Source organism: Allobosea sp. 10L422 (assembly GCF_056395345.1).
Genome location: NZ_JBFTJI010000002.1, coordinates 691,870 through 715,458 on the forward strand (window position 1 = coordinate 691,870; position 23,589 = coordinate 715,458).

General features: G+C 66.5%; 28 protein-coding genes. 14 read left to right on the forward strand and 14 right to left on the reverse strand.

What is annotated here, in order from left to right; all coding sequences use genetic code 11:
* Nucleotides 1–36 precede the first annotated feature (36 nt).
* Both AC1DEZ_RS07710 and AC1DEZ_RS07715 read right to left on the reverse strand, forming a co-directional pair.
* Nucleotides 37–288: a zinc-finger domain-containing protein gene (locus tag AC1DEZ_RS07710; RefSeq protein WP_476779264.1), complete on the reverse strand. Its 252-nt coding sequence runs from the start codon at nt 286–288 to the stop codon at nt 37–39.
* Nucleotides 289–365: 77 nt separating this feature from the next.
* The gene (locus tag AC1DEZ_RS07715) at nt 366–1,343 is read right to left on the reverse strand and encodes a heparan-alpha-glucosaminide N-acetyltransferase (RefSeq protein ID WP_476779265.1); all 978 of its coding nucleotides are present in this window, start codon (nt 1,341–1,343) and stop codon (nt 366–368) included.
* Nucleotides 1,344–1,451: 108 nt separating this feature from the next.
* Here AC1DEZ_RS07715 and AC1DEZ_RS07720 point away from each other — a divergent pair, with 108 nt between their 5' ends.
* Nucleotides 1,452–2,219, forward strand: a complete 768-nt coding sequence (locus AC1DEZ_RS07720; RefSeq protein ID WP_476779266.1) for an alpha/beta fold hydrolase — start codon at nt 1,452–1,454, stop codon at nt 2,217–2,219.
* A 187-nt stretch (nt 2,220–2,406) separates the two neighbouring features.
* Nucleotides 2,407–3,255 (forward strand): serine O-acetyltransferase, encoded by an 849-nt coding sequence (gene cysE / locus AC1DEZ_RS07725; protein ID WP_476779267.1) that lies wholly within the window; start codon nt 2,407–2,409, stop codon nt 3,253–3,255.
* Here cysE and AC1DEZ_RS07730 read toward each other — a convergent pair.
* On the reverse strand, nt 3,246–4,148 hold the full coding sequence (locus AC1DEZ_RS07730; RefSeq protein WP_476779268.1) for a LysR substrate-binding domain-containing protein: 903 nt from the start codon (nt 4,146–4,148) through the stop codon (nt 3,246–3,248). The genes cysE and AC1DEZ_RS07730 overlap by 10 nt on opposite strands.
* Before the next feature lie 117 nt (nt 4,149–4,265).
* On the opposite strand from AC1DEZ_RS07730, the gene AC1DEZ_RS07735 reads away from it, so the two are divergent.
* Both AC1DEZ_RS07735 and AC1DEZ_RS07740 read left to right on the forward strand, forming a co-directional pair.
* The gene (locus AC1DEZ_RS07735; protein WP_476779269.1) at nt 4,266–5,588 is read left to right on the forward strand and encodes an aminotransferase class I/II-fold pyridoxal phosphate-dependent enzyme; all 1,323 of its coding nucleotides are present in this window, start codon (nt 4,266–4,268) and stop codon (nt 5,586–5,588) included.
* A gap of 125 nt (nt 5,589–5,713) precedes the next feature.
* Entirely contained in the window at nt 5,714–6,211 is a 498-nt protein-coding gene (locus tag AC1DEZ_RS07740; RefSeq protein ID WP_476779270.1) for a GNAT family N-acetyltransferase, read from the forward strand.
* Between the two features lie 81 nt (nt 6,212–6,292).
* On the opposite strand, the gene AC1DEZ_RS07745 is transcribed toward AC1DEZ_RS07740, so the two are convergent.
* Both AC1DEZ_RS07745 and AC1DEZ_RS07750 read right to left on the reverse strand, forming a co-directional pair.
* On the reverse strand, nt 6,293–6,634 hold the full coding sequence (locus AC1DEZ_RS07745) for a hypothetical protein (RefSeq protein ID WP_441512937.1): 342 nt from the start codon (nt 6,632–6,634) through the stop codon (nt 6,293–6,295).
* Nucleotides 6,635–6,765: 131 nt separating this feature from the next.
* Nucleotides 6,766–8,145: a serine hydrolase domain-containing protein gene (locus tag AC1DEZ_RS07750; protein WP_476779271.1), complete on the reverse strand. Its 1,380-nt coding sequence runs from the start codon at nt 8,143–8,145 to the stop codon at nt 6,766–6,768.
* A gap of 165 nt (nt 8,146–8,310) precedes the next feature.
* Here AC1DEZ_RS07750 and AC1DEZ_RS07755 point away from each other — a divergent pair, with 165 nt between their 5' ends.
* Nucleotides 8,311–8,523 (forward strand): DUF3126 family protein, encoded by a 213-nt coding sequence (locus tag AC1DEZ_RS07755; protein ID WP_441512935.1) that lies wholly within the window; start codon nt 8,311–8,313, stop codon nt 8,521–8,523.
* Between the two features lie 12 nt (nt 8,524–8,535).
* Here the strand turns inward: AC1DEZ_RS07755 and AC1DEZ_RS07760 are convergent, their stop codons facing one another.
* On the reverse strand, nt 8,536–9,255 hold the full coding sequence (locus tag AC1DEZ_RS07760; protein WP_476779272.1) for a hypothetical protein: 720 nt from the start codon (nt 9,253–9,255) through the stop codon (nt 8,536–8,538).
* 178 nt (nt 9,256–9,433) lie between these two features.
* Here AC1DEZ_RS07760 and AC1DEZ_RS07765 point away from each other — a divergent pair, with 178 nt between their 5' ends.
* Nucleotides 9,434–9,760, forward strand: a complete 327-nt coding sequence (locus AC1DEZ_RS07765) for a DUF6949 family protein (RefSeq protein WP_476779273.1) — start codon at nt 9,434–9,436, stop codon at nt 9,758–9,760.
* Between the two features lie 150 nt (nt 9,761–9,910).
* On the forward strand, nt 9,911–10,441 hold the full coding sequence (locus AC1DEZ_RS07770; RefSeq protein ID WP_441512932.1) for a gamma carbonic anhydrase family protein: 531 nt from the start codon (nt 9,911–9,913) through the stop codon (nt 10,439–10,441).
* A 176-nt stretch (nt 10,442–10,617) separates the two neighbouring features.
* Here the strand turns inward: AC1DEZ_RS07770 and AC1DEZ_RS07775 are convergent, their stop codons facing one another.
* The 3 genes from AC1DEZ_RS07775 to AC1DEZ_RS07785 form a co-directional block, all read right to left on the reverse strand.
* Nucleotides 10,618–11,253, reverse strand: a complete 636-nt coding sequence (locus AC1DEZ_RS07775) for a transglutaminase-like cysteine peptidase (RefSeq protein WP_441512931.1) — start codon at nt 11,251–11,253, stop codon at nt 10,618–10,620.
* 402 nt (nt 11,254–11,655) lie between these two features.
* Entirely contained in the window at nt 11,656–12,270 is a 615-nt protein-coding gene (locus AC1DEZ_RS07780; RefSeq protein WP_476779274.1) for a PilZ domain-containing protein, read from the reverse strand.
* Between the two features lie 60 nt (nt 12,271–12,330).
* Nucleotides 12,331–12,900, reverse strand: coding sequence for a PAS domain-containing protein (locus tag AC1DEZ_RS07785; RefSeq protein ID WP_441512929.1), 570 nt, complete (start codon nt 12,898–12,900; stop codon nt 12,331–12,333).
* Nucleotides 12,901–13,308: 408 nt separating this feature from the next.
* On the opposite strand from AC1DEZ_RS07785, the gene AC1DEZ_RS07790 reads away from it, so the two are divergent.
* Both AC1DEZ_RS07790 and AC1DEZ_RS07795 read left to right on the forward strand, forming a co-directional pair.
* Nucleotides 13,309–14,121: a rhomboid family intramembrane serine protease gene (locus AC1DEZ_RS07790; protein WP_441512928.1), complete on the forward strand. Its 813-nt coding sequence runs from the start codon at nt 13,309–13,311 to the stop codon at nt 14,119–14,121.
* Nucleotides 14,122–14,317: 196 nt separating this feature from the next.
* Entirely contained in the window at nt 14,318–14,749 is a 432-nt protein-coding gene (locus AC1DEZ_RS07795; protein WP_476779275.1) for a CBS domain-containing protein, read from the forward strand.
* Between the two features lie 125 nt (nt 14,750–14,874).
* Here the strand turns inward: AC1DEZ_RS07795 and AC1DEZ_RS07800 are convergent, their stop codons facing one another.
* The 3 genes from AC1DEZ_RS07800 to folE form a co-directional block, all read right to left on the reverse strand.
* Complete coding sequence (locus AC1DEZ_RS07800) at nt 14,875–15,846, reverse strand: patatin-like phospholipase family protein (protein WP_441512926.1); 972 nt, start codon at nt 15,844–15,846, stop codon at nt 14,875–14,877.
* 204 nt (nt 15,847–16,050) lie between these two features.
* Nucleotides 16,051–16,458: a phosphoribosyl-AMP cyclohydrolase gene (gene hisI / locus AC1DEZ_RS07805; RefSeq protein WP_476779360.1), complete on the reverse strand. Its 408-nt coding sequence runs from the start codon at nt 16,456–16,458 to the stop codon at nt 16,051–16,053.
* Nucleotides 16,459–16,534: 76 nt separating this feature from the next.
* Nucleotides 16,535–17,179 (reverse strand): GTP cyclohydrolase I FolE, encoded by a 645-nt coding sequence (gene folE / locus AC1DEZ_RS07810; protein WP_476779276.1) that lies wholly within the window; start codon nt 17,177–17,179, stop codon nt 16,535–16,537.
* Between the two features lie 185 nt (nt 17,180–17,364).
* Between folE and AC1DEZ_RS07815 the strand changes: the two genes are divergently transcribed.
* The gene (locus AC1DEZ_RS07815) at nt 17,365–17,811 is read left to right on the forward strand and encodes an iron-sulfur cluster assembly scaffold protein (protein ID WP_476779277.1); all 447 of its coding nucleotides are present in this window, start codon (nt 17,365–17,367) and stop codon (nt 17,809–17,811) included.
* On the opposite strand, the gene AC1DEZ_RS07820 is transcribed toward AC1DEZ_RS07815, so the two are convergent.
* Nucleotides 17,812–18,570, reverse strand: coding sequence for a phosphatase PAP2 family protein (locus AC1DEZ_RS07820; protein WP_476779278.1), 759 nt, complete (start codon nt 18,568–18,570; stop codon nt 17,812–17,814).
* A 139-nt stretch (nt 18,571–18,709) separates the two neighbouring features.
* Here AC1DEZ_RS07820 and yidD point away from each other — a divergent pair, with 139 nt between their 5' ends.
* On the forward strand, nt 18,710–19,057 hold the full coding sequence (gene yidD / locus AC1DEZ_RS07825) for a membrane protein insertion efficiency factor YidD (protein ID WP_441513083.1): 348 nt from the start codon (nt 18,710–18,712) through the stop codon (nt 19,055–19,057).
* Here the strand turns inward: yidD and AC1DEZ_RS07830 are convergent.
* Nucleotides 19,020–19,253, reverse strand: coding sequence for a hypothetical protein (locus tag AC1DEZ_RS07830; RefSeq protein ID WP_476779279.1), 234 nt, complete (start codon nt 19,251–19,253; stop codon nt 19,020–19,022). The two genes, yidD and AC1DEZ_RS07830, sit on opposite strands and share 38 nt — an antisense overlap.
* Before the next feature lie 243 nt (nt 19,254–19,496).
* On the opposite strand from AC1DEZ_RS07830, the gene thrS reads away from it, so the two are divergent.
* The 3 genes from thrS to AC1DEZ_RS07845 all read left to right on the forward strand — a co-directional run bounded on the left by thrS (nt 19,497) and on the right by AC1DEZ_RS07845 (nt 23,567).
* Nucleotides 19,497–21,494 carry a threonine--tRNA ligase gene (gene thrS, locus AC1DEZ_RS07835; protein WP_476779280.1) on the forward strand — a complete coding sequence of 666 codons (1,998 nt, stop codon included), beginning with the start codon at nt 19,497–19,499 and terminating at the stop codon, nt 21,492–21,494.
* Nucleotides 21,495–21,657: 163 nt separating this feature from the next.
* Nucleotides 21,658–22,950, forward strand: coding sequence for a DUF2157 domain-containing protein (locus AC1DEZ_RS07840; RefSeq protein WP_476779281.1), 1,293 nt, complete (start codon nt 21,658–21,660; stop codon nt 22,948–22,950).
* Complete coding sequence (locus AC1DEZ_RS07845; protein WP_476779282.1) at nt 22,947–23,567, forward strand: GDYXXLXY domain-containing protein; 621 nt, start codon at nt 22,947–22,949, stop codon at nt 23,565–23,567. The genes AC1DEZ_RS07840 and AC1DEZ_RS07845 overlap by 4 nt, the downstream gene beginning before the upstream one ends.
* Nucleotides 23,568–23,589 lie beyond the last annotated feature (22 nt).

The following is a 23,589-nucleotide window of genomic DNA, read 5'->3' on the forward strand; positions in this document are numbered from 1 at the left end:
GGTGCCCCTCAGAACCCGCGCTTCAGCAGAACGGCTTCAGGCCGCCTTGGCGGTGTCGTGCCAGGCGCATTCCGGCGGGGTGCATTCGGCGTCCTTCAGGGACGGCTCGTATTTGAACAGCGTCGAGCAATACGGGCAGATGATCTCGTTGTCCGAGCCCATGTCGAGGAAGACATGCGGATGGTCGAAGGGCGGCTTGGCGCCGATGCACATGAACTCGTGCGCGCCGACATGGACGACGGCGACGCCGGGGTCGTTGTGGAAATGCGGAATGCCGGTCGCGGCCATGGTCGTCGCTCTTCAGAAGCTGGATTTCGGGCGCAACCTATCCCGTCAGCCGGCGGGACGCCAGTGCGCGATTTGCATCAGCGCTCGCGCAGGCAGGCCTGGGCGAACTCACCAAGGCGGGCGCCTTCCTCCGGCGTGAGCAGATCGTCGAGGGTCTTTTGCCAGAGCTGTTCGCGCTTGAGCTTGTCGATGGTGCAGGCGCAGACCGCACGGCAGAGCTGTTCCGGCACGTCGGGCCCGCAGCTGCGCTGGCATTCGGCCCGGAAGGCGCGCTCGGCCGGCGGAGGGGGCGGGGCAACGAAGGTCACCAGCGTCAGGACGGCGATGAAGACCGGCTGATGGACGAGATAGACCAGCAGGCTGTGGCGGCCGCCCCAGGCGACGATGCGCGCCGGGAGCAAGCGAGGTTGCCAAGCGGCGAGTCGCGTACCGGACAGGCGTGGCAGCAGCAGGCGCGCCAGCACGATGCCGGTGAGCACGCAGCCGAACCAGGGGAAGACCGGCACGAAATCCGCCGTCTGGAGCGGCGCGTGCGAGAAGCCGAGCCAGGACAGCCAGGGCGCGTCGAGCAGCGGATGGGCGACGAAGCGCGGCAGCGCGAAGGCGAGCACCGCCGATAGCGCGACGGCGGCGACCGGCAGCCGCAGGAAGGGCAGCGCCAGCACGCTCGCGAGCGCGATGTGGTGGAGGATGCCGAAAAAGATGAAGTTGCCGGGGATCGCGAACCAGGTGCCGAGCGAAACCAGGGCGGCGGCCCCGGCGACCATGGCGAGGCGCTTCAGATAGGCAGGGCGGTTCAGGCCCTTGCGCGTCGCCAGAACCAGGCTGAAGCCGACGACGATCAGGAAGGAGCCGGCGATGCAGCGCGCGAATATCCGCCATCCGGGCTCGTCGACGACGTCGGTCTCGATCAACCCGAAGAAGGAGAGATCATAGGCGAAGTGGTAGACGAACATCGCCAGTAGCGCGACGCCGCGAGCGATGTCGACGAAAGCGAAACGCGGCGAATCCGTTGCCGCGGAGGCGGTTGGCGCGCTGGTGGCGGTCTGGCTCATGGCGATAGTTCATAAGCAAACCGCGCCGCGGCGGCTACCCAAAGCCGGGCCTGCATGGCAGGGATGGCAATAACCTGTTTCGTCATCCCGCCTCGTTCCGAGATCCGCATGCAGAGCTTTTCCTCCGACGGCGTGAAGATCGCTTTCATCGATCTGGCTCCCACCGGCGACACGCCGCAGCACCGGACCGTGGTGCTCGTCCACGGCTTCGCATCGTCCTACATGACCAACTGGGTCAACACGCAGTGGACGAAGACGCTGACCCATGCCGGCTACCGGGTCGTCGCGCTCGACGATCGCGGTCACGGCCAGAGCGAGAAGCTCTATGACCCCGCCGCCTACTCGCCGCACATCATGGCGGAGGATGTGCGACTCCTGATGGACCATCTCGACATCCCGCGGGCGGCGGTGATGGGCTATTCGATGGGGGCGCGCATCTCGGCGCATCTGGCCCTGGCGCATCCGCGCCGGCTCGACGCGCTGCTGCTCGGCGGGCTCGGTATCCATCTCGTCGAGGGGGTGGGGCTGCCGCTCGGCATCGCCGATGCGATGGAAGCGCCCTCGCTCGAGGTGCTGACCGATCCGATGCAGCGCATGTTCCGCGCCTTCGCCGAGCAGACCAAGAGCGACCTCAGGGCGCTCGCCGCCTGCATCCGCGGCTCACGCCAGACGCTGACCGCCGAGCAGGTGGGGCAGATCGCGATGCCGACTTTGATCAGCGTCGGCACGAAGGACGACGTCTCCGGCTCCGGCCCGGAACTCGCGAAGCTCATTCCAGATGCGGAATCGTTCGACATCGTCGGGCGAGACCACAATCTCGCGGTCGGCGACAAGAGCCACAAGCAGGCCGTCCTCGACTTTCTCGCGCGTTTGTGAGAACGTCCCGGGTAAATAGAGGCAATCTGGAAAAGCGGGCGACGCCAATGTGTTGTGGACGTTCCCTGAAAAACTGAATCCGCTGCCTCGCTTTTTGATTCAATCTTGGTCGGCTTGAGCCTTTGGTACGGACGCCAGCTTGTGGCTAGGCTGTCCTCCTGCTGACGACCCTTTCCGGAGAATGATCATGCCGTCGGGGCGCTCTGCCGTGGAAGCACGCGATCTCACAACCGGCCTCAACCGGCTCGACCCTGTCTGGTCTCGCCTGCGTGGCGAGGCCGAGGCGGCCGTTGCCGCCGAGCCGGCGCTGGGCACGCTCATCGTCGCCTCGATTCTCAACCAGCCCTCGTTCGAATGCGCGGTCGCCCATCGCGTTGCGGCCCGGCTCGGCCATCCGGCCGTGACGGCCGATTTGATCGAGCAGGGCTTCGCCGAGGCGATGGCGGACGACGAGAGCATCGGTGCCGGCATGCGCGCCGATGTGATGGCGGTGCTCGACCGAGACCCGGCGTGCTACCGGGTGCTGGAACCGGTGCTGTTCTTCAAGGGCTTCCATGCGCTACAGTGCCACCGCCTGGCGCATTGGCTCTGGCAGCGCGAGCGGCGCGACTTCGCGCTCTATCTGCAGGCGCGCTCCTCGGAGGTTTTCCAGACGGACATCAACCCGGCCGCGAAGATCGGCAAGGGCGTGTTCCTCGACCATGCCACCGGCCTCGTCGTCGGCGAGACGGCGGTGATCGAGGACGATGTCTCGCTGCTGCACGGCGTCACGCTCGGCGGCACCGGCAAGCAGGGCGGCGATCGCCATCCCAAGATCCGCAAGGGCGTGCTGATCGGCGCGGGCGCGAAGATCCTCGGCAATATCGAGGTCGGCCGGTGCAGCCGCGTCGCGGCGGGCTCCGTCGTGCTGGCGGCCGTGCCGCGCAACAAGACCGTGGCGGGCGTGCCGGCCAAGGTTGTCGGCGAAGCCGGCTGCGCCGAGCCTTCGCGCTCGATGGACCAGACCCTTGAAGGCGATTGCGGGTCTTATATCTGATCTGGCTTCTGCGCCGAGCCCGCGAGCCAATCCATGATCTCGACCCGGCGCGCATGGGCACCGGGACCGATGGCCGGTGTCAGCGTAAGCCTGTCCATGGTCGGCATCGCCCGCGGGAAGGGCGCCGCGAGGCGGCCGCTCGCCAGATGGGGTGCGACGAGGCTCACCCGGCCCATAAGCACGCCCGAACCCGACAGGCAGGCATCCAGTGCCAAGCTGTAGAGCGAGAAGGCCGGGCCGCGACCGGTATCGATCAGGGCCTCCGGAAGGGCGGAGGCGAGCCAGCGCGCCCAGTCGCCGCGCCACACGGCGTCGTGCAGCAATGTCTGCCGGGCCAGATCGGCCGCGGATTTGATCTGGGCGGCCAGCGTCGGGGCGCAGACGGGCAGGATTGCGTCATCGCCCAACTGAAGCGCGCCCGGCTCCGTCAACTCACAGTAGAACAATGCGAGGTCGTAAGGCTCGCGCCGCGGATCGGGCGGCTCCTCCATCGCCGACAGCGAGATCTGCAGATCGGGGAAGGCCTGCTGCAGCGCCGGCAGCCGCGGTGAGAGCCAGAGCTGGGCGAGACAGGGCAGGGCTGCGATAGCCAGCGGGCGGTGCGGCTCGGCTTCGCGCAGCGTTTGCACGGCCTGGCCGAGCATGTCGAAGCCGCGCGTCAACCGCGGCAGGGCCTCGCGCGCCGCGTCCGTGAGGGCGACGCCCTGTGCCAGCCGGCGGAAGACCGGGAAACCGAGCGTCGCTTCGAGCTGCCGGATCTGCTGGGTCACGGCACCGGCGGTGACGGCGAGTTCGTCCGCCGCCCTGGTGAAGCTCTCGAGCCGCGCCGCCGCCTCGAAGGCGCGCAAGGCGTTGAGCGAGGGCAGGCGGGGGCGGGGCGGCTTGACGGGCACGACGGACATCCGGTTCGAGGTTGAGATTTTCTCAGCCTGCGAGCGAGAAATACTCGTTTGCGCGCGGCGCGGCAAACCGCTGTTATGCCGGGAACCAGCGAGGACGGAGGGACCGGCATGACGGCACTGGGCAAGCGCGATTGGGTGCCGCAGGCGAGCGAGGATTATGTGCTGAGGATCGCAGGCGAGACGGCAAGCCAGCCGCTCGACGCGATCGCGGCGCGGATCGATGCGCTCGCGGCGGAGAACCGCGCGATCCATGAGCGCGACTGCGTCAACCTGAACCCCGCCACCAACGTCATGAATCCGAAGGCCGAGGCGCTGCTGTCGGCCGGGATCGGCGCGCGGCCCTCGCTCGGCTATCCCGGCGACAAATACGAGATGGGGCTGGAGGCGATCGAGCAGATCGAGATCATCGCGGCCGAGCTCGCAGCCGAGGTCTTCGGCGCCAAATATGCCGAGATCCGCGTACCCTCCGGTGCGATCGCCAATCTCTACGCCTTCATGCTCGCGGCGAGGGCCGGCGACTGCATCATTGCGCCGCCGGGCGAGATCGGAGGCCATGTCACTCATCACGGCGCCGGCGCCGCCGGGCTCTACGGCATCGTCACGCATCCGGCGCCGATCGACCCGGTCAACTACACCGTCGATGTCGAGAAGCTGCGGGCACACGCACTCAGGCTCCGTCCGAAGCTGATCTCGATCGGCGGCAGCCTCAACCTCTTCCCGCATCCGATCCGCGAGATCCGCGCCATCGCCGACGAGGTCGGCGCGCTCGTCCTGTTCGATGCGGCCCATATGTCCGGCATGATCGCCGGCCATGGCTGGCAGCAGCCACTGGAGGAAGGCGCCCATCTGATGACGATGAGCACTTATAAGAGCCTCGGCGGACCGCCTTCCGGGCTGATCCTCACCAATGATGCGGAGATCGCCAAACGGCTCGACGCCATCGCCTATCCCGGCCTCACCGCCAATTTCGATGCGGCGAAATCGGCATCGCTCGCGGTTTCCCTGCTCGACTGGAAGGCGCATGGCCGCGCCTATGCGCAGGAAATGGCCAAGACGGCTAAAGCGCTGGCCGAGGCGCTCTCGGAGCGCCAGGTGCCGGTCTTCGCGCGCGACAGGGGCATGACGACCTCGCATCAGTTCGCGATCGAGGCGGCGCCTTATGGCGGCGGCCAGGCGGCGGCGAAGCAGCTGCGCGCGGTCAACATCCTGTCCTGCGGCATCGGCCTGCCGCTGCCGGCGGTGGAGGGGGACGTCAACGGACTCAGGCTCGGCACGCCGGAGATCGTGCGCTTCGGCATGACCGCGGCGGATATGCCGGAGCTGGCGGGCTATATCGCCGAAGGGCTCAACGGTTCGCGTTCGGCAGCTGCGGTGGCCAGGGACGTGACCGCGTTCCGCGGGCGATTCCGGGAACTGCATTTCATGCGCTAGATCGCCGTGCGTCCTTTCGGACGCAAAGTGGCGACTATCTCTTTGCCGTAGCATCGGATCGGACCGAAAAGTGGAATCCACTTTTGGGGCCAATGCTCTAAGATGGGCTCCGGAGGCGGGAGCTCATGCGCATCGACATCAGGCTCGAGCGGCCGGGCGACGAGGCCGAGATCGCGGAGGTCACCACGGCAGCCTTTGCCAAGGCGCCGCACAGCAGCGGCACGGAGGCGGCAATCGTCTCCGGCCTGCGCGGGGCCGGGGCGCTGAGCCTGTCGCTCGTCGCCATCGAGGGCGGCGGCGTCATCGGCCATGTCGCGTTCTCGCCGATCGAGATCGCGGAAGCCATGGGCGCCTGGCACGGGCTAGGGCCGGTTTCGGTCTCGCCCCTCCGGCAGCGTCACGGGATCGGCGGAGCGCTGATCGAGGAAGGGCTTGCCCAGTTGCGCGCGAGCGGCGCGGCCGGCGTCGTGGTGCTCGGCGATCCGGCGTTCTACTCCCGCTTCGGTTTTGCGAGCGATGGCGGGCTGCGGTTCGGCGATGTCCCCCCATCCCAGCTGCAATGGCTGTCCTTCAAGGCGGTGACGCCACGCGGCGAGGTGCGATACCACCCAGCCTTCGGCTGAGGGCTGGATCGCCTCGCTCATTATTTATCGCATCGGATTTTTCCGAACGGGGTGCCGCCTTTCGGTCCGATGCCGCGACCGTCAGGAATCGCCGGCCGGCGCGAAGAAGCAGAGCAACTCACCCGCATCGTTGATGCAGAGATGCCAATGCCCGTCTGGCGACGGCGTTGCCTTGTCATAGGGGATTTCGAGCCTCAGGGTGGTGCGGCGCTCCTTCGGCCACATCGGATGCTCGCCGGGCCGGACTATCACGACGAAGCCGCCATGGACTTCTCGCACGGCTTCAGGCTCGAGCGGCGCGCAGTCGGCGCCGGAGCAGCAGTAGAACGGGTAGTCCCAGCGGCTTGGCGCCTGATGAGAGTGAGCGCACGTCGCTCCCACGGCAAGCAAAGCCGCCACGGCGAATGAAGCGATCACACGCATCGGCCGGCCCTCGCAATTAAAATGCGGCGCAAAGGCGGCGAATGCGTGGCGGGTGGCGCGGCGAAGTGCTTTATCGCCGAGGCGTGGCTGCCCCCGTCCGCGGGACGCACGCCGGGAGGGTGGGGGCGCTGTCAGGCGCCGCCGGCTGCTCCATAGCGCGCCAGCATCTCGTCGCCCATCTCCTCCTCGCCGACGAGGCGGCCGCCGCCGAGGCGCACCGATACCACCGCGCCCGTTTCATTACGCTGCAGTTCCGCCGTTTCGCCGGGGCTGCTGAAGCCGGAGGCGTGGGTGATGCGCCCAAGGTCGGACCCTTCCAGCGTGATCTCGGCAGCGTCGAGGAAGGGCGTGAGAAGGGCCGGTGCGGCCACCAGCACCTGCTTGGCGACCGGAACAAGGTCATTCGCGCCCCAGATCGTCCACCAGCGGCCGGTCCAATCCCGCATTTCTGGCGATGGTGCGCCGCGCTCGGCGAAGGTCCTGAGGATATGGACGACGCCATCGAGCCAGGGATGCGCCAGCCCGTCGATGGCATTGGTCAGGACTGCGACGGTGAGGTCCTGCTCCGGGAAGACGCAGGTGCGCGTGATGAAGCCCTGGAATCCGCCGGAATGGCCGAACCAGCGCCAGCTGCCTTCGCCGCCGGAGATGGTGCCGAGGCCGTAATGGCGCCCCAGGCTCGACTCGTCGTCCGGCCAGAGGCGCCGCGTCATCTCGCGGCGGCTGAGGGCCGAGAGGATGCTCGTCTCGGCCTTCGGCGAGAGCTGCGCGAAATAGCGCGCGACATCCGCGGCCGTGGCGACGAAGCCCGCGGCCGAGGTCATGGCGTGGCCGGGATTGTCCGCGGGGATGACGACCCGCTGGCCGAGTGGCTGCCTGCCGCTATGGCCCCTTGCCATCGGGCGGTGCCCCCAGAGATCGATATCGGCCTTGGTTTCGAGCAGCCCGGCCTTGGCGACGACCTCGTCGGTGATCCATTCGCTGTAGCTGAGACCGGTCACCGCCTCGATGACGAGGCCGAGCAGTGCGAAGCCGTGATTGGAGTATTTGAAGCGCTGTGAGCCGGGATAGACCGGCGCCACGGCAAGGTCGGCGAGCAATTCCGCCTTGCTGCAATAGGGCTTGCGATCGAGGAACTGGCCGTTGTCCGGCCCGTCGCGGGTCAGGCCGGCGCTGTTGGAGAGCACCTGTTCGACGGTGACGTCGGCGATCGCGGGATGGAGCCCGTCGACGAAGCGGCCGACCTTGTCGTCGAGCCGTAGCCGGCCTTCCTCGACCAGGCGCAGGATGCCGGCCGAGGTGAAGCTCTTGGAGTGGGAGGCGATGCGGAAGCCGTGCCGCGACGTCAGCACCTCGCCGGTTGCGAGGTCCGCGCTGCCGAAGGCGGCTTCGAGCACGATATCGGTGCCATTCGCGATCGCGAAGGCGCAGCCGGGCTGGTCATGGTAACAGCGCTGGAATTCGAGCCAGCTCGCGACATAGGCGAGGGCGGGGGCAAGCCATGGCTTCATCGATTGGCATCCGTCACCAGTGCAACAGATCGCCAGCATCGCACGATTCCGCTGGCGGCCGGCAAGCCGTGGAGATGTGGGGCGGCCATGTGCGCGGCGGCTGCTTTCGCTTGCCCTTCACGGCCTGTCGTGGCATCGCTCCCGGCCAATCGAAAGGACCCGATCGTGGACAAGACAGAACTCGCCAAACTCGAGGCTTATCTGCGCCGCACCTTCAACAACCACGCGATCAGCGTGCGCGCCCGCATGAAGAAGACCGACTCGGCCGAGGTCTATCTGGGCGAGGAGTTCATCGGCATCATCCATGTCGATGACGAGGACGGCGACCGCTCCTTCAACTTCACCATGGCGATCCTCGACGTCGACCTGGAAGACTGAGAGCGCGTCGCGCTATCTGATCAGGCCGTCGAGCGTCCGCCGCACACCGCCGAGCATCACCGCCCAGTCGGCGATGATGCTGCGCGGGAAGCGGATGTTCACATCCATGCCGCGATGCTGGAAGGTGATGCGGCAGGGTTCGTCGAGATGGGCGGCGGTCTCGATCGGACAGCGGGCGGCGAAGCCTTTCCCGTCGGGAACCGAGACATAGAACTCGTCGCCCTCATAGGGCGAGCCCTTGCGGAAGCTGCGCACCACGAGCCCGCCGGGATTCGACCAGACGGTCGGCGTCAGGAAGCGGGCATAGGTCGCAAGCTGGCGCGCCGGCTCATTGACCTTGTCGGGCGGGCTCAGCGTGACCAGCAAGCGTCTTCTGTTCTGCGGCTGCGCCGGGCCGAGATTCGGCCAGTCTAGCCGCAGCCGGACCATGCCGACGAGACGGCTGGTGTCGTCGTCCTCGTCGAGGCCGGTCAGATCCTTCGGAATCAGCAGGGCCAGGTTGCCGACGCGGGCCGGTTGGAGCGCGGCGGGCTCCTCGGGGCGGCGATGGGTCAGATAGAGCCCCAGCCCCGTCGCCATCGCGCCCGCGAGCATGATCAGCAGCACGGCCTTGAGCAGGGCGCTGTCCGCTCGCGGCAAGAGCACGGGCGGCCGCTGCAGGCGCGTGCGCACCATCGAGGTGAGATGGGCGGCCTGCTGGCCGGGCCGGTGATGGGACAGGGACGCGGTCATTCCGGATACTCTTCGCCCGATCTCCCGGATCGGCTCGGCATCACTGAATCACCGCCGGCTTAACGGCGCGTAAACCATAACCGGGGCGCTATCGTTAACCATTGGTAAAGACTTGTCTTCACAGTCCGTAAACCATGCGGCAGGCTCTCGCGCGTCGTTCCGGGGAAGAGCCGCGCTCGTGACCATCCAGCCTGCCGCGCTCGAAGCGCTCCAGTCGCTTTTGATCGGCTTCGCGTTCGCGGGGCTGCTGGCCAGTGCGTTCGAGCTGTTCACCGCGCAGCGTGCCGATTTCAAACTGCTCGAGATGGGAGGGCTCGCCGCCGTCGCTAGCGTGCCGGTCGTGGTCTTCAGCGCGCCCTTCCTGATCCTGCGCAATACCGTGCGCGGCCGGCAGATCGAGGGCCGGCCCTTCATGTTCGTGATGCTGGCCAGCATGACGGCGGCGGTCTGGGGCATGGCGTCTGGCCGCGTGGTGCTCGATCTCCTGCACATGCTCGGCGCTTGACGGCGAGGGGCGCCTGCAAAACGCGGGTGGCCGGTCGCATCGGACCCAAAGGCGGAATGCGCTTTTCGAAAAATCCGATGTAATAACCATTGCACAGATCGTCGTTGCCGCGTCCGCCAGGCCGCGCCGCGATCCGAGAGGATATCGCTCATGCCGCTCTACGCGCTTGATGGAACAAGACCGGACGTGCCGGGCGAGGGTGCCTGGTGGCTGGCGCCCGATGCTCACGTGATCGGACGCGTAAGGCTCGCCGGTGACGTCGGGATCTGGTTCGGCGCCGTGCTGCGCGGCGACAATGAATGGATCACGATCGGCCAGGGCAGCAACATCCAGGAAGGCTGCGTGCTGCACACCGATATGGGCTTTCCGCTGACCGTGGGAGCCAATTGCACGATTGGCCATCGCGCCATCCTGCATGGCTGCACGATCGGCGAGAACAGCCTCGTGGGCATGGGCGCGACCGTGCTGAACGGGGCGAAGATCGGCCGCAATTGCCTGGTCGGCGCCAATGCACTGGTGACCGAGGGCAAGGAATTTCCCGATAATTCGCTCATCGTCGGCGCGCCGGCGCGGGCGGTGCGGACGCTGGACGACAAGGCGGCGGCCGGGATCACCGCTTCGGCGCAGGCTTATGTGCGGCGCTGGCAGCAATTCGCAGCAGGGCTCGAAAGGCTGGATTGACGCGCGCCGGGCGCTCGTCACGACGTCACGGCTCGTCCTCGAAAAGAAGCGGGCCGGCCTTCCGGGGAGGAAAGCCGGCCCTGGCGAAACCCGATCCTTGGGGACGGGTGGGTGGGGACGTGACCGAGCCTCGCCGTCCTCTTACCGCGACATCATCCTGGTCGCGGGAATCTTCATCAACGCTGCACCGAAGCGACCGTCGGAGTCTGAGCGCCGCCGAGCGAGGTCCAGCCCGTGCGGTACTGCGACTCGCGCTTGACGTAGACGTAGCCGGTCTGGCTCCAGGGCAGGATCGCGTTGCGCTTGTTGTCGAGCACGAAGTCGCCGCGGTCGGTGCGGATCATCAGCACGGCGTGGCCGGCATTCTCCTCGTCGATCACGACGGTCATGAGCATCGCGCGGCGCGGCAGCCCAGCCTCGGCAAGGCGCTTGCGCTTCAGCAGCGCGTAGTCCTCGCAATCACCCTTGCCATCGGTGGGGATATCCCAGCGGTCGACGACGCCCCAATGTTCGTCGTCGGTGACGGCCTCGATCTCTCGATTGACGCTGTTGTTGGTGGCGACGATCGTCTTCCACAGTTTGGCGTTCAGTTCGATGCGCTCCGGCTCGCGGGTGTCGGTGCGGCATTCGGACGGGGTGCGCTTGCAGAAATCCGTCCAGGCATAGGGCGCGCGGGCATCGCCGGAGGCTTCGGCCGGAAGGCTCGCGACCGGGATGCCGACCGAGCCCTGAGCATTCGCTGCGGTTGCTCCACCGAGCGTGACCAGAGCGGCCAGTGCGGTACCAATCAGATTGTGATGAATTGAGAGCATGTCGTCCCCTTTCTGTCCCGGGGCTGACGATGCGTGCTGGCAAATGGATCCTGGCTGAAATGGAAACGTACAAATTTATGTATTCGGCCGAGCGGCGAGCGAAGAATAGATCAGTATCAATCTTGGTCGAACGAGGAAGTAACGATTCGTATCAATCGCACAACGAGATTTTAACCATTAATTCTTCGTTGTTCGGTAGTGCGCCGTTAACTTACGCATCCCTTAATCGCGGCAAGCGCCGTCGGACCGGCGCTCCGGTGCGCGAGTGGCGTGCGTTTGGCCGCGAGGTTGCTGCGGCATTGGCGATTCACTTGAGGTCGGAGCGCGGCGCGACGCTGCCGTGCGGGGATGCCGATTCAGGCGCTCAGGCAGTTTGCGCGACGTGGCCGGCCGGGCCGGCTTTCAGAGCTCGAGGTTTTCGTCGAGCAGATCGGCGGAGAGCGGGAAGCGGAATTCCGCTGCGTAGCCGCCGTCGAATCGGCGCACGATCCGCGCAGGGGTCGAGCCGATTCGCACCGGCGTATTGATCGGCAGATCGAGATCGCTCGAAAAGGCGGCGCCGGAGAGCGAGATGTCGATGATGCGGACGACGAATTCCAGACCGTCCTCCATCATCAGAATGGAGCGCGGGTTGCGCGGCACGACACGCTCATGCCGGCGATCTTCCGGAAGGCCGAGCTCCTCGCGGTTGGCGAGCCAGGTGAGCTGGGCCGTGAACTTCTCGCGCTTGCGGCTTGTCGCGGTGACGGTCATCGCGAAGCCTTCCATCGTCGTCCGGACGCAGGTGCCCTCGATCCGTCCGAGATGTTCGAGATAGGCGATCACGCGGTCGCCGGGCTTGGCCTTGGCGGGAGCGGCGAGGTGGACGCCGCCCGGCGAGATATCGATCGTCTGGCAGGGATATTCCATGCGGTTGGGCAGCATGTAGCGGCCCAGCAGCACGACCTTCATACGGTGATGCCGCCTGCGTTCAGCAGGAATGGCAGCCGTTCGGGGCGTGTGGAGCGCGCTCAGCATCAATGACCGACCTGGATTCGGGCGGATCGTAGGCGCGGTCTGGTTAACGGATCGTTCCGATCACGCCCGCCCGCCGGGCAGGACGACCAGACGCGGCGGTTCCGCCCGGCGCGGCGTTGCGGCCGGACGCGAGGTGGCGGCGGGCCAGAGCATCCGCAGCGAGATCATGCGCATCGACTCGACGGTATCGAGACCGAGCCAGTCCGGCGAGACGGCCGGCGAAAGGGCTCCGAGGATGCGGGCATGGGTGCGGCCGCGATAGCGCAGCGGCAGCAGCAGCAACTCCAGATAGATCGGCGCGCCGGACCTGGTCTCCCCGGACAGGCCGGCGACGGCGCCGGCGCTTTCGTCCATCACCGTCTGGACGAGGCGGCGCATGTCGCCTTGCGATTCGACATCCGGCCAGAGTGCCGTGAAAGCCCGTCCGCGCAGCTCGTGGCCGATCAACGCGCACAGGCGCGTTCCCGCCAGCCGGAAGACAGGGCCGATGGGTTCGTTCTCCAGCACGAAGGTATCGGCCAGCGCATGACGCAACGCTCCGGGCTCGATCTCGCCGCGCTCCGGCGCGGCCCGTTCGCCACGCAGCGCGTCCCAATACTCGAAAACCAGACGTGTGCTTGTGTTTTTCATCCTGCGCCCATGCTGCCGGCTGCGTCCCCCCGGAACAGTGCGGCGACCGAGATTGGCGCAGAACCGTTCGAAAGAGGGACGAATCGCTTCCCCTGAGAACCGAGGACGCATTCGTCATGCCGTCTTGCCACTGTCGTCTGAGTCGGGGGAGGCGGGCGGGGACGTTAGGGTTAACCAAATCTTGCCTTTGTGGAAGATCGCTAGAATGCGTATAAAATGCCACTGAATTCGCGGGCATTCAGTGTGTCCGCAACGCGAGGTGGAGGGGGCGTGACCTTGCCGGCCGGTGCAACCGGGCGGCGTCACAGCCGGCGGAAAAGGGGAGGGCGCGAGCCACTCCCCTTTTTCGTTGCATCATGCGCAGCCGGTGCTTGCGCGACATGGACGCTTCGGCAAGTGTGACGCCGCATGGCTTTTCAAGATCCTCCCCGGCCGGCGCGTGAGCCGGCGTTCAACCTGCCCCCGGCCGTCGTCTGGCTGCTCGCCGCTCTGACGCTGATCCAGGCGGGGCGTTCGCTGCTGTCCGACTATGACGATTACATCCTGATGTCGTGGCTGGCCTTCGTGCCGGCGCGGCTGACGTTGTGGCTGTCGCCGGGGCGGCTGGAGGACGTGGTCGGCGCGATGGCGCAATCCACCGCGGGGCAGGATGTGGTCGAGCGGCTGCAGCTGGTGCGGCTGCTGCTCGCCGATGGTGGCGTCAGGCTCTGGACTTTGCTGACCTACGGGTTTCTGCATGGCTCCTGGCTGCACCTGATATCGAATGCGGTCTGGCTTGCGGCGTTCGGCAGCCCGGTGGCGCGGCGGCTCGGCACGAACCGCTTTCTCAATCTGATGGCGCTTTCGACGATCGGTGGGGCGCTGTTTCACTGGTGGTCGCGCGATCTCGACGTCCTGCCGCTGGTCGGCGCGTCGGCCGGCGTTTCCGGGGCCACAGCCGCAGCAATCCGCTTCGTCTTCGCTCCGGGCCTGCGCTTCGGCGAATTGGGCAATGACGAGGTGGTGCGTGCGATCCCCGCCGAACCGCTCGGCGAGCTCTGGCGCAATTCCCGTGCGCTGCTGTTCATCGCCATCTGGTTCGCGACGAATATCCTGTTCGGGGCGGGGCTGGTGCCGATCCTCGGCGAGGAGACGAGCATCGCCTGGGAGGCCCATATCGGCGGTTTCGTCGTCGGGCTGCTGCTGTTTCCACTGCTCGACCGCGGCACGCTCAGGCGCTGAGCGGCGGCTTTCGATTAGGGAGGGAAGGCGGTCGGCGAAGGCCTGGCGAGCCTTGCCTGCGCCGGGCTCTTCCCGCACACTCGTATCATTGCGAAGCACTCTTCGAGCCGATCCGGCATTGCGAGGTTGGCGGCGGCTCGAGGGGTTCCAGCGGAACTGCGCGCCGGCGATGGCGCGCCTGCGAGGAGGGACTTCCATGAATGTCGAGAAGCTGCTGAGCGACAAGGGGCGCGAGGTCATTTCGGTGCAGCCGCACCGCACTCTGGCCGAGGCGATCCGCACGCTGAGCGAAAAGCGCATCGGTGCCGTGGTCGTCATGGGGGCGGACGGAGCGCTTGTCGGCATCCTGTCCGAGCGCGACATCATCCGCGCATTGGGCGAGCATGGTGCCACGGCATTGGAGAGCGCGGTGTCGCGGTCGATGACCTCAAAGGTCGTGACCTGCCGGCCGCAGACCAGCGTCGACGAGTTGATGGAGATCATGACGATGGGCCGCTTCCGCCATGTTCCGGTCGTCGAGAACGGGCGAGTGACCGGCATCGTTTCGATCGGCGACGTGGTGAAGCATCGCGTCGCAGCGATCGAGGCCGAAAGCCAGGCGATGCGCGACTATATTGCGATGGCCTGACGGGTATCGCATCGAACTGAAAAGCGGATGCCGCCTTTCGGAAAAATCCGATGCCAAACCGGGAGGATAGATCGCCACTTTGCGCCCGGTAGGACATGTGGCGACCCAGCGCGCCCGGCTCGGTTTTAGGGCGCGATATGGTTGGCGGCCACGAGGGCGGCGATATCGTCGAGCACGCGCTGCGCCGCCTGCCGCCCCAACTCGATCGTTTCTTCGGCCCGGTGGAAATCGAACAGGCCGATGCGGCCGAGCTTCGGGCCGATCATGACGTCCGGCGGATCGCCGGCGAGACGCGAGCGCGAGATGCGATCCTGCGTGATGTTGAAGGCATCGATCATCACGCCGGCCAGGCCAGGACGGTTCTCCGCCGGGCGGCCGACGATGTTGCGGACGCGCTTGGCCGCGCCGCTGATGCCGTCAAACCAGCGTGGCTCGGGGCGGATCTCCAACTCCGGGACGAGCGGATCGGGATCGGAGCCGTGGTTCTGGATGATCGTGCCGCGGCCTGAAAGGTCGTTGTTGAGGTTGACGCAGATCACGATGTCGGCGCCGAGCGCCCGGGCCGCCGTGACCGGCACTGGATTGACCAGCGCGCCGTCCATCAACCAGCGACCGCCGAGCTTCACCGGGTCGAACACGCCCGGCAGGGCATAGGAGGCGCTCAGCGCCTCGACCAGTGGACCGTGCCGCAGCCAGATCTCGTGGCCGGATCCGAGTTCGGTCGCGATAGCGACGAAGCGATTCGACAATTCCTCGATGCGGATGCCGTCGAGATGCTGGTCGAGCAGGCGTTTCAGCCGTCCGCCAGCGATCAGGCCGGCGCCGCCGATATGGAAATCCATCAGGCCGACGATACGGCGCTTGGTCAGGCTGGTGACGAATTCCGTCAGCTCCGGCAGTTTTCCGGCGGCGAAACAGCCGCCTACCACCGCTCCAATCGAGGTGCCGGCGATCACATCGGGGGCGAAGCCCGCTTCGATCAGGACTTCGAGGGCTCCGATATGGGCCCAGCCCCGCGCCGCGCCGCCGCCGAGCGCCAGCCCGATCTTCGGCCTGAGGGCCGAGGGCTGGTCTTCGATCGAACGCATTTCGTTCATTGCGGCACCACCTCCGCCGAGACCAAAGGCCCGCCGCGCGGCATCGTCCCAGAACATGGACCCATCCCTCCATATGGACTTAGGGTCTCAGAAGCCGATGAGCGAATGGTGAACGGCATGACAGCCGCCATTATCGTCTGCATTTGACGAAACCGTGAAGGTGCCCCGGCGGCATTGCCGATGCGCATGAGCGTCAAGTTCGCCTCAATCGCAGATGAGGAGCGGCTTCTGGGCTTCCTCGCGCAGAGGCTGGAGCCGGTAGAAGCAGGAACAGCGGCCGGTGTGGCAGCAGCCGCCATCGCCGCCGACCTTGACCTTGAGCCAGATCGCGTCCTGGTCGCAGTCGACCCGCATCTCGACGATGGTCTGGATCTGGCCGGAGGTGGCGCCCTTGTGCCAGAGCTCCTGGCGCGAGCGGGACCAATACCAGGCCTCGCCGGTCTCGATCGAGCGCTTCAGCGCCTCGGCATTCATATGCGCGACCATCAGCACCGCGCCACTGTCGGCTTCGGTGGCAACGACCGTCACGAGGCCGTTGCCGTCGAAGCGGGGGCTCAGCACCGTGCCCTCCTCGAGGGCGTGCTTGTCGGCCGCGGCGGGGAAGAGGCTCATCTCGGCTCCATCGTGGAAAAGGCGCGTCATCCGACGCGCCTTGTAGGAAACTGGCCGCGTGGCGCCAACCGCCGGGCTACAGCCCAGGCGACTTCACCATCGTGAAGAAGCGGACCTGCTCGGCCGGATCATCGCGGAAGACGCCGCGATACTGCGTCGTCATGGTCGAGGAGCCCTGCTTCTGCACGCCGCGCATCGACATGCACATATGCTCGGCCTCGACGAGGATGGCGATGCCGCGCGGCTCCAGTGCCTCTTCAATCACATCCGCGATCTGGGCGGTCATCGTCTCCTGCGTCTGCAGGCGCCGGGCATAGACGTCGACGATGCGGGCAAGCTTGGAGAGCCCGACCACGCCCTTCGACGGGTAGTAGCCGATATGCGCCTTGCCGACGAAGGGCACCATGTGATGTTCGCAATGCGAATAGAACGGGATGTCGCGCACCAGAATCATATCCTGGTAGCCGTCGACCTCCTCGAAGACGCGGTCGAGGATGTCATGAGGATCCTCTGCGTAGCCGCTGTAGAGTTCTCTATAAGCCTTGGCGACGCGCTGCGGCGTCTCGACGAGGCCCTCCCGCGACGGATCGTCGCCGGCCCAGAGAATGAGGGTGCGGACCGCGGCTTCGGCCTCTTCCCGCGTTGGCTTGCGAACCAGAAACTTGTCAGCGGAGGGGCCTACGGCCCCCTCGACGGACAAGGACTTAACCACAGGGATCATGTGGTGCCTCCCGTTGGGACGATGGAGGCCACGCGCCCGGCGGCCAAGCGACCGCGACCGCGAGGCCGTTGCGACAAGTTTCACGCCCACTGGCGGAAGAGGTGTCCATGCCCTCCCGTTTTACGGCGATCAACCCTATATCGGATCTCCAGGCCGGTCATTCCAGATCGGCGAGAGATCAAGCCATGCTGGACGACGTCTACAACAAGCGCATCCTCTCGCTAGCCGCCAACATCCCCCTGCTGCAACGCTTGCCGTCTCCGGACGCCACGGCGCGGGCTCATTCGAAGCTATGCGGCTCGACCGTGACAGTCGATGTCACCATGGAGGGCGATGTCGTCACCGGCTTCGGCCATGAGGTAAAGGCCTGCGCGCTCGGACAGGCCTCCTCCTCGATCATGGCACGGCATGTCGTCGGTTCGACGGCGGAGGAGCTGCGCCGGGTGCGCGAGCAGGCCCGCGCCATCCTGAAGGAGAATGCGGAGCCGCCGGAGGGCAAATGGGCCGATCTTGCCGTGCTCGTGCCGGTGCGTGACTTCAAGGCGCGCCATGCCTCGACGATGTTGACCTTCGATGCGGTGGTCGATGCGATCGACCAGATCGAGGCGCGCCGGCGCGAGGCCGCCGCCTGATCACTTCACGCCGAAGGCGACCTTGATCTCCGGAATCGTCTCGTCGAAGCGGGCTTTGAAGGCGCGTTCAGCCAAGAGGGCCTTGGCGACGGCGCGCCCGACCTTGTCGCCCGCGACGAGATCGCTTGGGAAATGGAAGCCGCAGATCAGGCGGCTCTCGTCATAGCTCTTCACGCGCTCCTCGAGCTTGTCGGCCATAGAGGGGACCGCCGCCTTGAGCAGTTCCGCATAGAGCGCAGCCGTCGCCGCGTGGGCGGAAGGGAAGGAGGTACCCTCCGGGCGCGCGCCGGGGCAGGGCTTGACGCGCACCTTGGACCAGAGCTGGAAGGGGCGCGTGCGGCTCGTCAGGCGGTGGACGCTCTTCAGCAGGATGCCGAGCTCGACCTGTGCCTCGCGGAACAGCAGGCGCACCTCGCGGTGGGTGTTGTCGACATAGTTCGTTTCCATGCCGTTCAGGAAGTTGACCAGCCCCTGGCGCTGGTCGGCGATCGCCTGCTTCTCGCGCTCGGGCGTGCGATTGAGCGTCAGCTGCTGCACCTGCTCGAACTCGGTCTTGGCTTCCGGGCTGTTCTGCGCCGGCGGCAGGCCGATGATATGCGCGATGTCGAGCTTGGAACCATCGAGCCAGAGCAGGTAAGGCCGCTGCTGGGCCGAGGCAGGCGCGGCGAGGCCGAGGCTCAACGCCAGTGCGACACCCGCAAGAGCATTGCGCAGGTGGACCGGGCGAAGGAGGGCATGGCGAAATCGAGCGGCGCGCATCATGTTTCCGGTGTCGGGCAATCGAAAAAACGGGAATGGAAAGCGGGTTCTGGTGGCGGCTGAACAAAACGAAGCAGACGATCTATTCCAGCGTCTCTTTGTTAAGCAAAGATTTTCGCGCTTGCGAAGGCTTGCGCTTTTGCCGCGCCGTTCTGCACATTTCGCAATACGCGGCTATCAGCTCAGTCTTTCCATGCTGGTCGGGCGCCATTGCCGGCATTGGCCGAGCTGCTCCGCCTATACCGACGAGGCGATCCAGCGCTTCGGCTTGTGGCGCGGCGGCTGGGTAGGCGTTGCGCGGATTTGTCGCTGCAACCCGTGGGGAACGAGCGGCGTCGATATCGTCTGCGAGCAGCTACCCGCGGATGCAAACTGGTATCGACCGTGGCGGTACGGGCGCTGGCGCGGCACCTATGTGCCTGAAACGGAGAGGCTCGCCTCGCCGGGCCCTACGACTTCCCCTGGCGCTGGGCCTGGGCAGCCTTGAGCGCGTCCTTGCAATCATCCGAGAAAGAAGCCTCCTTCCCGCGCATGCAGGCGAGCAGCCGGCCACCGCCGGGCCTGATGCCGGGACAGTTCTTCTCGAAATCCGCCTGGCAGGCAGCGCGCACCGCAGCCTGACCCTGAGCGAGGGCCGGGACCGAAACGGCAAGCAGGAGAGCGGCGAGCGCGATGCGGATCATGGGCGGTCCTTTCCGGATGGGGTTCAGGAGCCTCGAGCCTGATTGCAGCATGTTTGCGGGCGCCTGACCATCGCATGACAAATCGGCAAGCTCGCGGTCTCCGTGATTGCGCGCTGTCGCCCCGTCGTATAGGCGAGGGCCTCTCGCGCGCGCCGAACCGGCTGCGGGCTCGCGCGCTCTTCCGACAGGCAGCCGGCCTTGACTTACGGGGTTCGTATCCCCGAGTGAGCAGGAGCGCGATCGATGACGATCTCCCTGACATTTCCCGACGGCGCCAAGCGCGAGTTTCCCTCCGGCATCACCGGGGTCGATATCGCCAAGGGCATTTCCCCCTCTCTCCTGAAGCGCACCGTCGCGATGACGCTCGACGGCACGGTCGTCGATCTCGCCGACCCGATCGAGCGCGACGCGAAGATCGAGTTCCTGAACCGGGAAGACCCGCGTTCGCTCGAGCTGATCCGGCACGACACCGCGCACGTGCTCGCCGAAGCCGTGCAGGAGCTTTTCCCCGGCACGCAGGTGACGATCGGCCCCGTCATCGAAAACGGCTTCTTCTACGATTTCGCCCGCAACGAGCCCTTCACCCCGGAGGACTTCCCGGCGATCGAGAAGAAGATGCGCGAGATCATCGCGCGCGACAAACCCTTCACGAAGGAAGTCTGGAGCCGCGACAAGGCCAAGGATTTCTTCGCCCAGAAGGGGGAGGCCTACAAGGTCGAACTGGTCGATGCCATTCCGGCGGACCAGACCCTGAAGATGTACGCCCAGGGCGACTGGATCGACCTGTGCCGCGGCCCGCACATGACCTCGGTCGGCAAGGTCGGCAACGCGTTCAAGCTGATGAAGACGGCCGGAGCCTATTGGCGCGGCGACAGCAACAACGCGATGCTGACCCGCATCTACGGCACCGCCTTCGCCAAGCAGGAAGAACTCGACTCCTATCTCAAGCAGCTTGAGGAGGCGGAGAAGCGCGACCACCGCAAGCTCGGCCGGGAGATGGACCTGTTCCACTTCCAGGAGGAGGGGCCGGGCGTCGTGTTCTGGCACTCCAAGGGCTGGCGGCTCTTCCAGGAGATCATCGCCTATATGCGCCGGCGCCTCGCCGCCGACTATGAGGAGGTGAACGCGCCGCAGATCCTCGACAAGTCGCTCTGGGAGACCTCCGGCCACTGGGGCTGGTACCAGGACAACATGTTCGCGGTGAAATCGGCTGCGGCCTTCGAGAACCCGGCCGATGCCGAGCGCGACCACCGCGTCTTCGCACTGAAGCCGATGAACTGCCCCGGCCACGTCCAGATCTTCAAGCACGGGCTGAAGAGCTACCGCGACCTGCCGATCCGGCTTGCCGAATTCGGCAATGTCCATCGCTACGAGCCATCAGGCGCGCTGCATGGGCTGATGCGCGTGCGCGGCTTCACGCAGGACGACGCGCATATCTTCTGCACCGAGGAGCAGCTTGCGGCCGAGTGCATGAAGATCAACGACCTGATCCTCTCGGTCTACGAAGATTTCGGCTTCACCGACGACCTCGTCATCAAGCTCTCGACCCGGCCGGAGAAGCGCGTCGGCTCCGACGCGGTTTGGGACCATGCCGAGGAGGTGATGGGCAGGGTGCTGGAGCAGATCGCAAAGCAATCCGGCAACCGGATCAAGACCGAGATCAATCCGGGCGAGGGCGCCTTCTACGGGCCGAAGTTCGAATATGTGCTGCGCGACGCCATCGGCCGCGACTGGCAGTGCGGCACGACGCAGGTCGACTTCAACCTGCCGGAGCGTTTCGGCGCCTTCTATATCGGTGCCGACGGCGAGAAGAAGCAGCCGGTCATGGTCCATCGCGCGATCTGCGGCTCGCTGGAACGCTTCACCGGCATCCTGATCGAGCACCATGCCGGGCATTTCCCGCTGTGGCTGGCGCCGGAGCAGGTCATCGTCGCGCCGATCACATCGGACGCCGACGGCTATGCCGAGGAGGTCACGATGGCTCTGATGGGCGCGGGGCTGCGCGCCCGCGCCGATCTGCGCAACGAGAAGATCTCGTACAAGGTGCGCGAGCATTCGCTGGCGAAGGTCCCGGTCATCATCGCCGTCGGCAGGCGCGAGGCCGAGGAGAAGACCGTGACGGTCCGCCGCCTCGGCAGCCAGGCGCAGACGGTGATGCCGCTGTCGGAAGCGCTCGCCGCGCTGGTGCAGGAGGCGTCGGCGCCGGACCTCGCGCGGAAGAAGGCAACCAAGGCGGCGTGACCTGTCACCCCGTCATGCCCGGGCTTGACCTCGGGCATCTCGGGCAAGAGAGGCTCGCACCCTCTGAGCGATTCTAGGGCCGAAGCCTTGCTTCGCCCGAGAATGACGGTCGTTGGAGCGCACCCCTAGCAAAAGCCGCTGCGTCCATGCCAGATTGCCGGCGATGCTGACGGGTTCCTATCGCAAGCGGCTCGAGGCCGATCTCATCCGCTGGGTCGATGGCGGGCTGCTCAGTGCGGAGAGCGCCGGCGCGATCCGTCGCTCCGTTGCCCGAGAGCATGGCGGCTTCGGCCTGCCGGCTCTGCTCGGCTTGCTTGGCGGGCTGCTGATCGCGTCGAGCGTCGCCGCCTTCATCGCGGCAAACTGGGAGGCGATTCCGCGCCTCACCAAGCTCGGCATGATCCTCGCGAGCATCGTGGTCTGCTTCGCGCTGGCCTTCCGGCTGGAGCGCGGCGGCTCGGCCCGCGGCAGCGATGCCGCCGTGACCTGCGGCGTGCTGATCTTCGGCGCGGGGGTCGCGCTCGTCGGGCAGATGTACCATCTTCCTGCGGATTGGGCCGGTGGGGCCGTTCTGGTCGCGCTCGGGGCGCTGGCGGCCGCCTTCCTGATGCGGTCGAGCGGAGCTCTCGCCATCGCTTTCGTCGCCATCTGTGCCTGGAGCTTCGGGCGCTGGGAGGAGGCGCGCGGCGGCGCCCATTTCGAATTCTTCACCCTCTATCTGCCGGCGCTCTGGCTGGCGCTGTCGCGCAACAATCGGCTGATCCAGCATCTTGCCGTGCTCGCCGGTGCGTTCTGGATCGGCATGGCGCCTGGCTACTGGCTGTTCTTGCGGTTCGATTATGGATTGCTGGCCTATGGCCTGGCCGTCTCGGCCGCTTACGTCGCGCTGGGCGCGATTGCGCTCGACCGGGGCGGTCCAGGCCTGCTGACGGCCTGCCTGCCATGGGGCCTGTTCGGACTCGTGGTCGTTCTCAACGCCGAGCTGATCCGCATCCTCGACAATGACGAGGCTCGCGCCGGCCATGCCTTCCTCTTCGTGTTCTATGCCTATGCCGTTGCCGTCCCGCTCGCGCTCCTGGCCGGTGTGACGGCCCGCGACCGGCGCTTCACCTGGCCACTGGCGGCTGCGCTGGCGCTGGCGCTGCTGGTCCCGGCGGTGTTCTGGAGCGGCATTGCGACCGGCATGCCCGGCAAGATCGTGGTGGCGAGCCTCATCCTTCTCGCGGCGACGGCCCTCATGGTCGCCGGAGCCGCGGGCGGCATTCGTCGGCTCGTGATGGCGGGCTCCATCCTGTTCGGCATCACGATCCTGATCCTGCTCTGGCAGACGATCGGCACGCTGCTGGACCAGTCGCTGTTCTTTCTCGTCGCGGGGGCGGCGCTGCTGGCGGTTGCTTCCGGTGCCCGCCGCCTGTTCGCGCGGCTGAACCCGCCTGCCGAGACGGAGGCCGCATGATGCGTCCGTTCTCGGCCGATGCGATCGCCGCGAAAGTGCCGCTGCTCTGGCGGGCCGTCGCAGCCGCGCTGCTGCTCGGGCTCGCCCTGCTGGCGCTGGTGGAACAGCGGGCGCGCATCCTCCGCGACGGGGCGGAGATCCGGCTGAAGACGGTGCCTGTCGATCCGCGCGATCTCTTCCGCGGCGATTATGTCGTGCTCGCCTATCCGATCAGCATGGTCGAGACGGGGCAGGAGGGCGCGCGGCCCTATCAGCGCGGAGAAAGCGTGTTCGTCACGCTCGGTCGCGATGAGCAGGGCTTCGCGCGTGCGCTCCGCGTTTCGCGCGAATGGCCGAAAGTCAGCGGCGAAGCGGTGGTGATCGCCGGGCGCGTGACGTCGATCGGAGGCTGCGCGATCAATGCCAATGGCGAGACCGATTGCAGCCGAAACGGCAGCCGCTTGCGCATCGCCTATGGGCTCGAGAGCTACTTCGTGCCGCAGGGCGAGGGCAAGGCGATCGAGACCACCGAAAAGGCTCGCATCGAGGTCGTCGCGGCCGTGTCGCCGTCGGGCGAGGCGGCGATCAAGCGCCTGCTGATCGACGGCAAGCAGGTCTATCAGGAGCCGCCCTACTGACGGGCGTGCGGACCGCCAATCA

Bases quoted from the DNA above. Each gene is read 5' to 3' on its own strand.
- AC1DEZ_RS07710 (WP_476779264.1), bottom strand. From the start codon at position 288: ATGGCCGCGACCGGCATTCCGCATTTCCACAACGACCCCGGCGTCGCC.
- AC1DEZ_RS07715 (WP_476779265.1), bottom strand. From the start codon at position 1,343: ATGAGCCAGACCGCCACCAGCGCGCCAACCGCCTCCGCGGCAACGGAT.
- AC1DEZ_RS07720 (WP_476779266.1), top strand. From the start codon at position 1,452: ATGCAGAGCTTTTCCTCCGACGGCGTGAAGATCGCTTTCATCGATCTG.
- cysE (WP_476779267.1), top strand. From the start codon at position 2,407: ATGCCGTCGGGGCGCTCTGCCGTGGAAGCACGCGATCTCACAACCGGC.
- AC1DEZ_RS07735 (WP_476779269.1), top strand. From the start codon at position 4,266: ATGACGGCACTGGGCAAGCGCGATTGGGTGCCGCAGGCGAGCGAGGAT.
- AC1DEZ_RS07740 (WP_476779270.1), top strand. From the start codon at position 5,714: ATGCGCATCGACATCAGGCTCGAGCGGCCGGGCGACGAGGCCGAGATC.
- AC1DEZ_RS07745 (WP_441512937.1), bottom strand. From the start codon at position 6,634: ATGCGTGTGATCGCTTCATTCGCCGTGGCGGCTTTGCTTGCCGTGGGA.
- AC1DEZ_RS07750 (WP_476779271.1), bottom strand. From the start codon at position 8,145: ATGAAGCCATGGCTTGCCCCCGCCCTCGCCTATGTCGCGAGCTGGCTC.
- AC1DEZ_RS07760 (WP_476779272.1), bottom strand. From the start codon at position 9,255: ATGACCGCGTCCCTGTCCCATCACCGGCCCGGCCAGCAGGCCGCCCAT.
- AC1DEZ_RS07770 (WP_441512932.1), top strand. From the start codon at position 9,911: ATGCCGCTCTACGCGCTTGATGGAACAAGACCGGACGTGCCGGGCGAG.
- AC1DEZ_RS07775 (WP_441512931.1), bottom strand. From the start codon at position 11,253: ATGCTCTCAATTCATCACAATCTGATTGGTACCGCACTGGCCGCTCTG.
- AC1DEZ_RS07780 (WP_476779274.1), bottom strand. From the start codon at position 12,270: ATGCTGAGCGCGCTCCACACGCCCCGAACGGCTGCCATTCCTGCTGAA.
- AC1DEZ_RS07785 (WP_441512929.1), bottom strand. From the start codon at position 12,900: ATGAAAAACACAAGCACACGTCTGGTTTTCGAGTATTGGGACGCGCTG.
- AC1DEZ_RS07790 (WP_441512928.1), top strand. From the start codon at position 13,309: ATGGCTTTTCAAGATCCTCCCCGGCCGGCGCGTGAGCCGGCGTTCAAC.
- AC1DEZ_RS07795 (WP_476779275.1), top strand. From the start codon at position 14,318: ATGAATGTCGAGAAGCTGCTGAGCGACAAGGGGCGCGAGGTCATTTCG.
- AC1DEZ_RS07800 (WP_441512926.1), bottom strand. From the start codon at position 15,846: ATGAACGAAATGCGTTCGATCGAAGACCAGCCCTCGGCCCTCAGGCCG.
- hisI (WP_476779360.1), bottom strand. From the start codon at position 16,458: ATGAGCCTCTTCCCCGCCGCGGCCGACAAGCACGCCCTCGAGGAGGGC.
- folE (WP_476779276.1), bottom strand. From the start codon at position 17,179: ATGATCCCTGTGGTTAAGTCCTTGTCCGTCGAGGGGGCCGTAGGCCCC.
- AC1DEZ_RS07815 (WP_476779277.1), top strand. From the start codon at position 17,365: ATGCTGGACGACGTCTACAACAAGCGCATCCTCTCGCTAGCCGCCAAC.
- AC1DEZ_RS07820 (WP_476779278.1), bottom strand. From the start codon at position 18,570: ATGCGCGCCGCTCGATTTCGCCATGCCCTCCTTCGCCCGGTCCACCTG.
- AC1DEZ_RS07830 (WP_476779279.1), bottom strand. From the start codon at position 19,253: ATGATCCGCATCGCGCTCGCCGCTCTCCTGCTTGCCGTTTCGGTCCCG.
- thrS (WP_476779280.1), top strand. From the start codon at position 19,497: ATGACGATCTCCCTGACATTTCCCGACGGCGCCAAGCGCGAGTTTCCC.
- AC1DEZ_RS07840 (WP_476779281.1), top strand. From the start codon at position 21,658: ATGCTGACGGGTTCCTATCGCAAGCGGCTCGAGGCCGATCTCATCCGC.
- AC1DEZ_RS07845 (WP_476779282.1), top strand. From the start codon at position 22,947: ATGATGCGTCCGTTCTCGGCCGATGCGATCGCCGCGAAAGTGCCGCTG.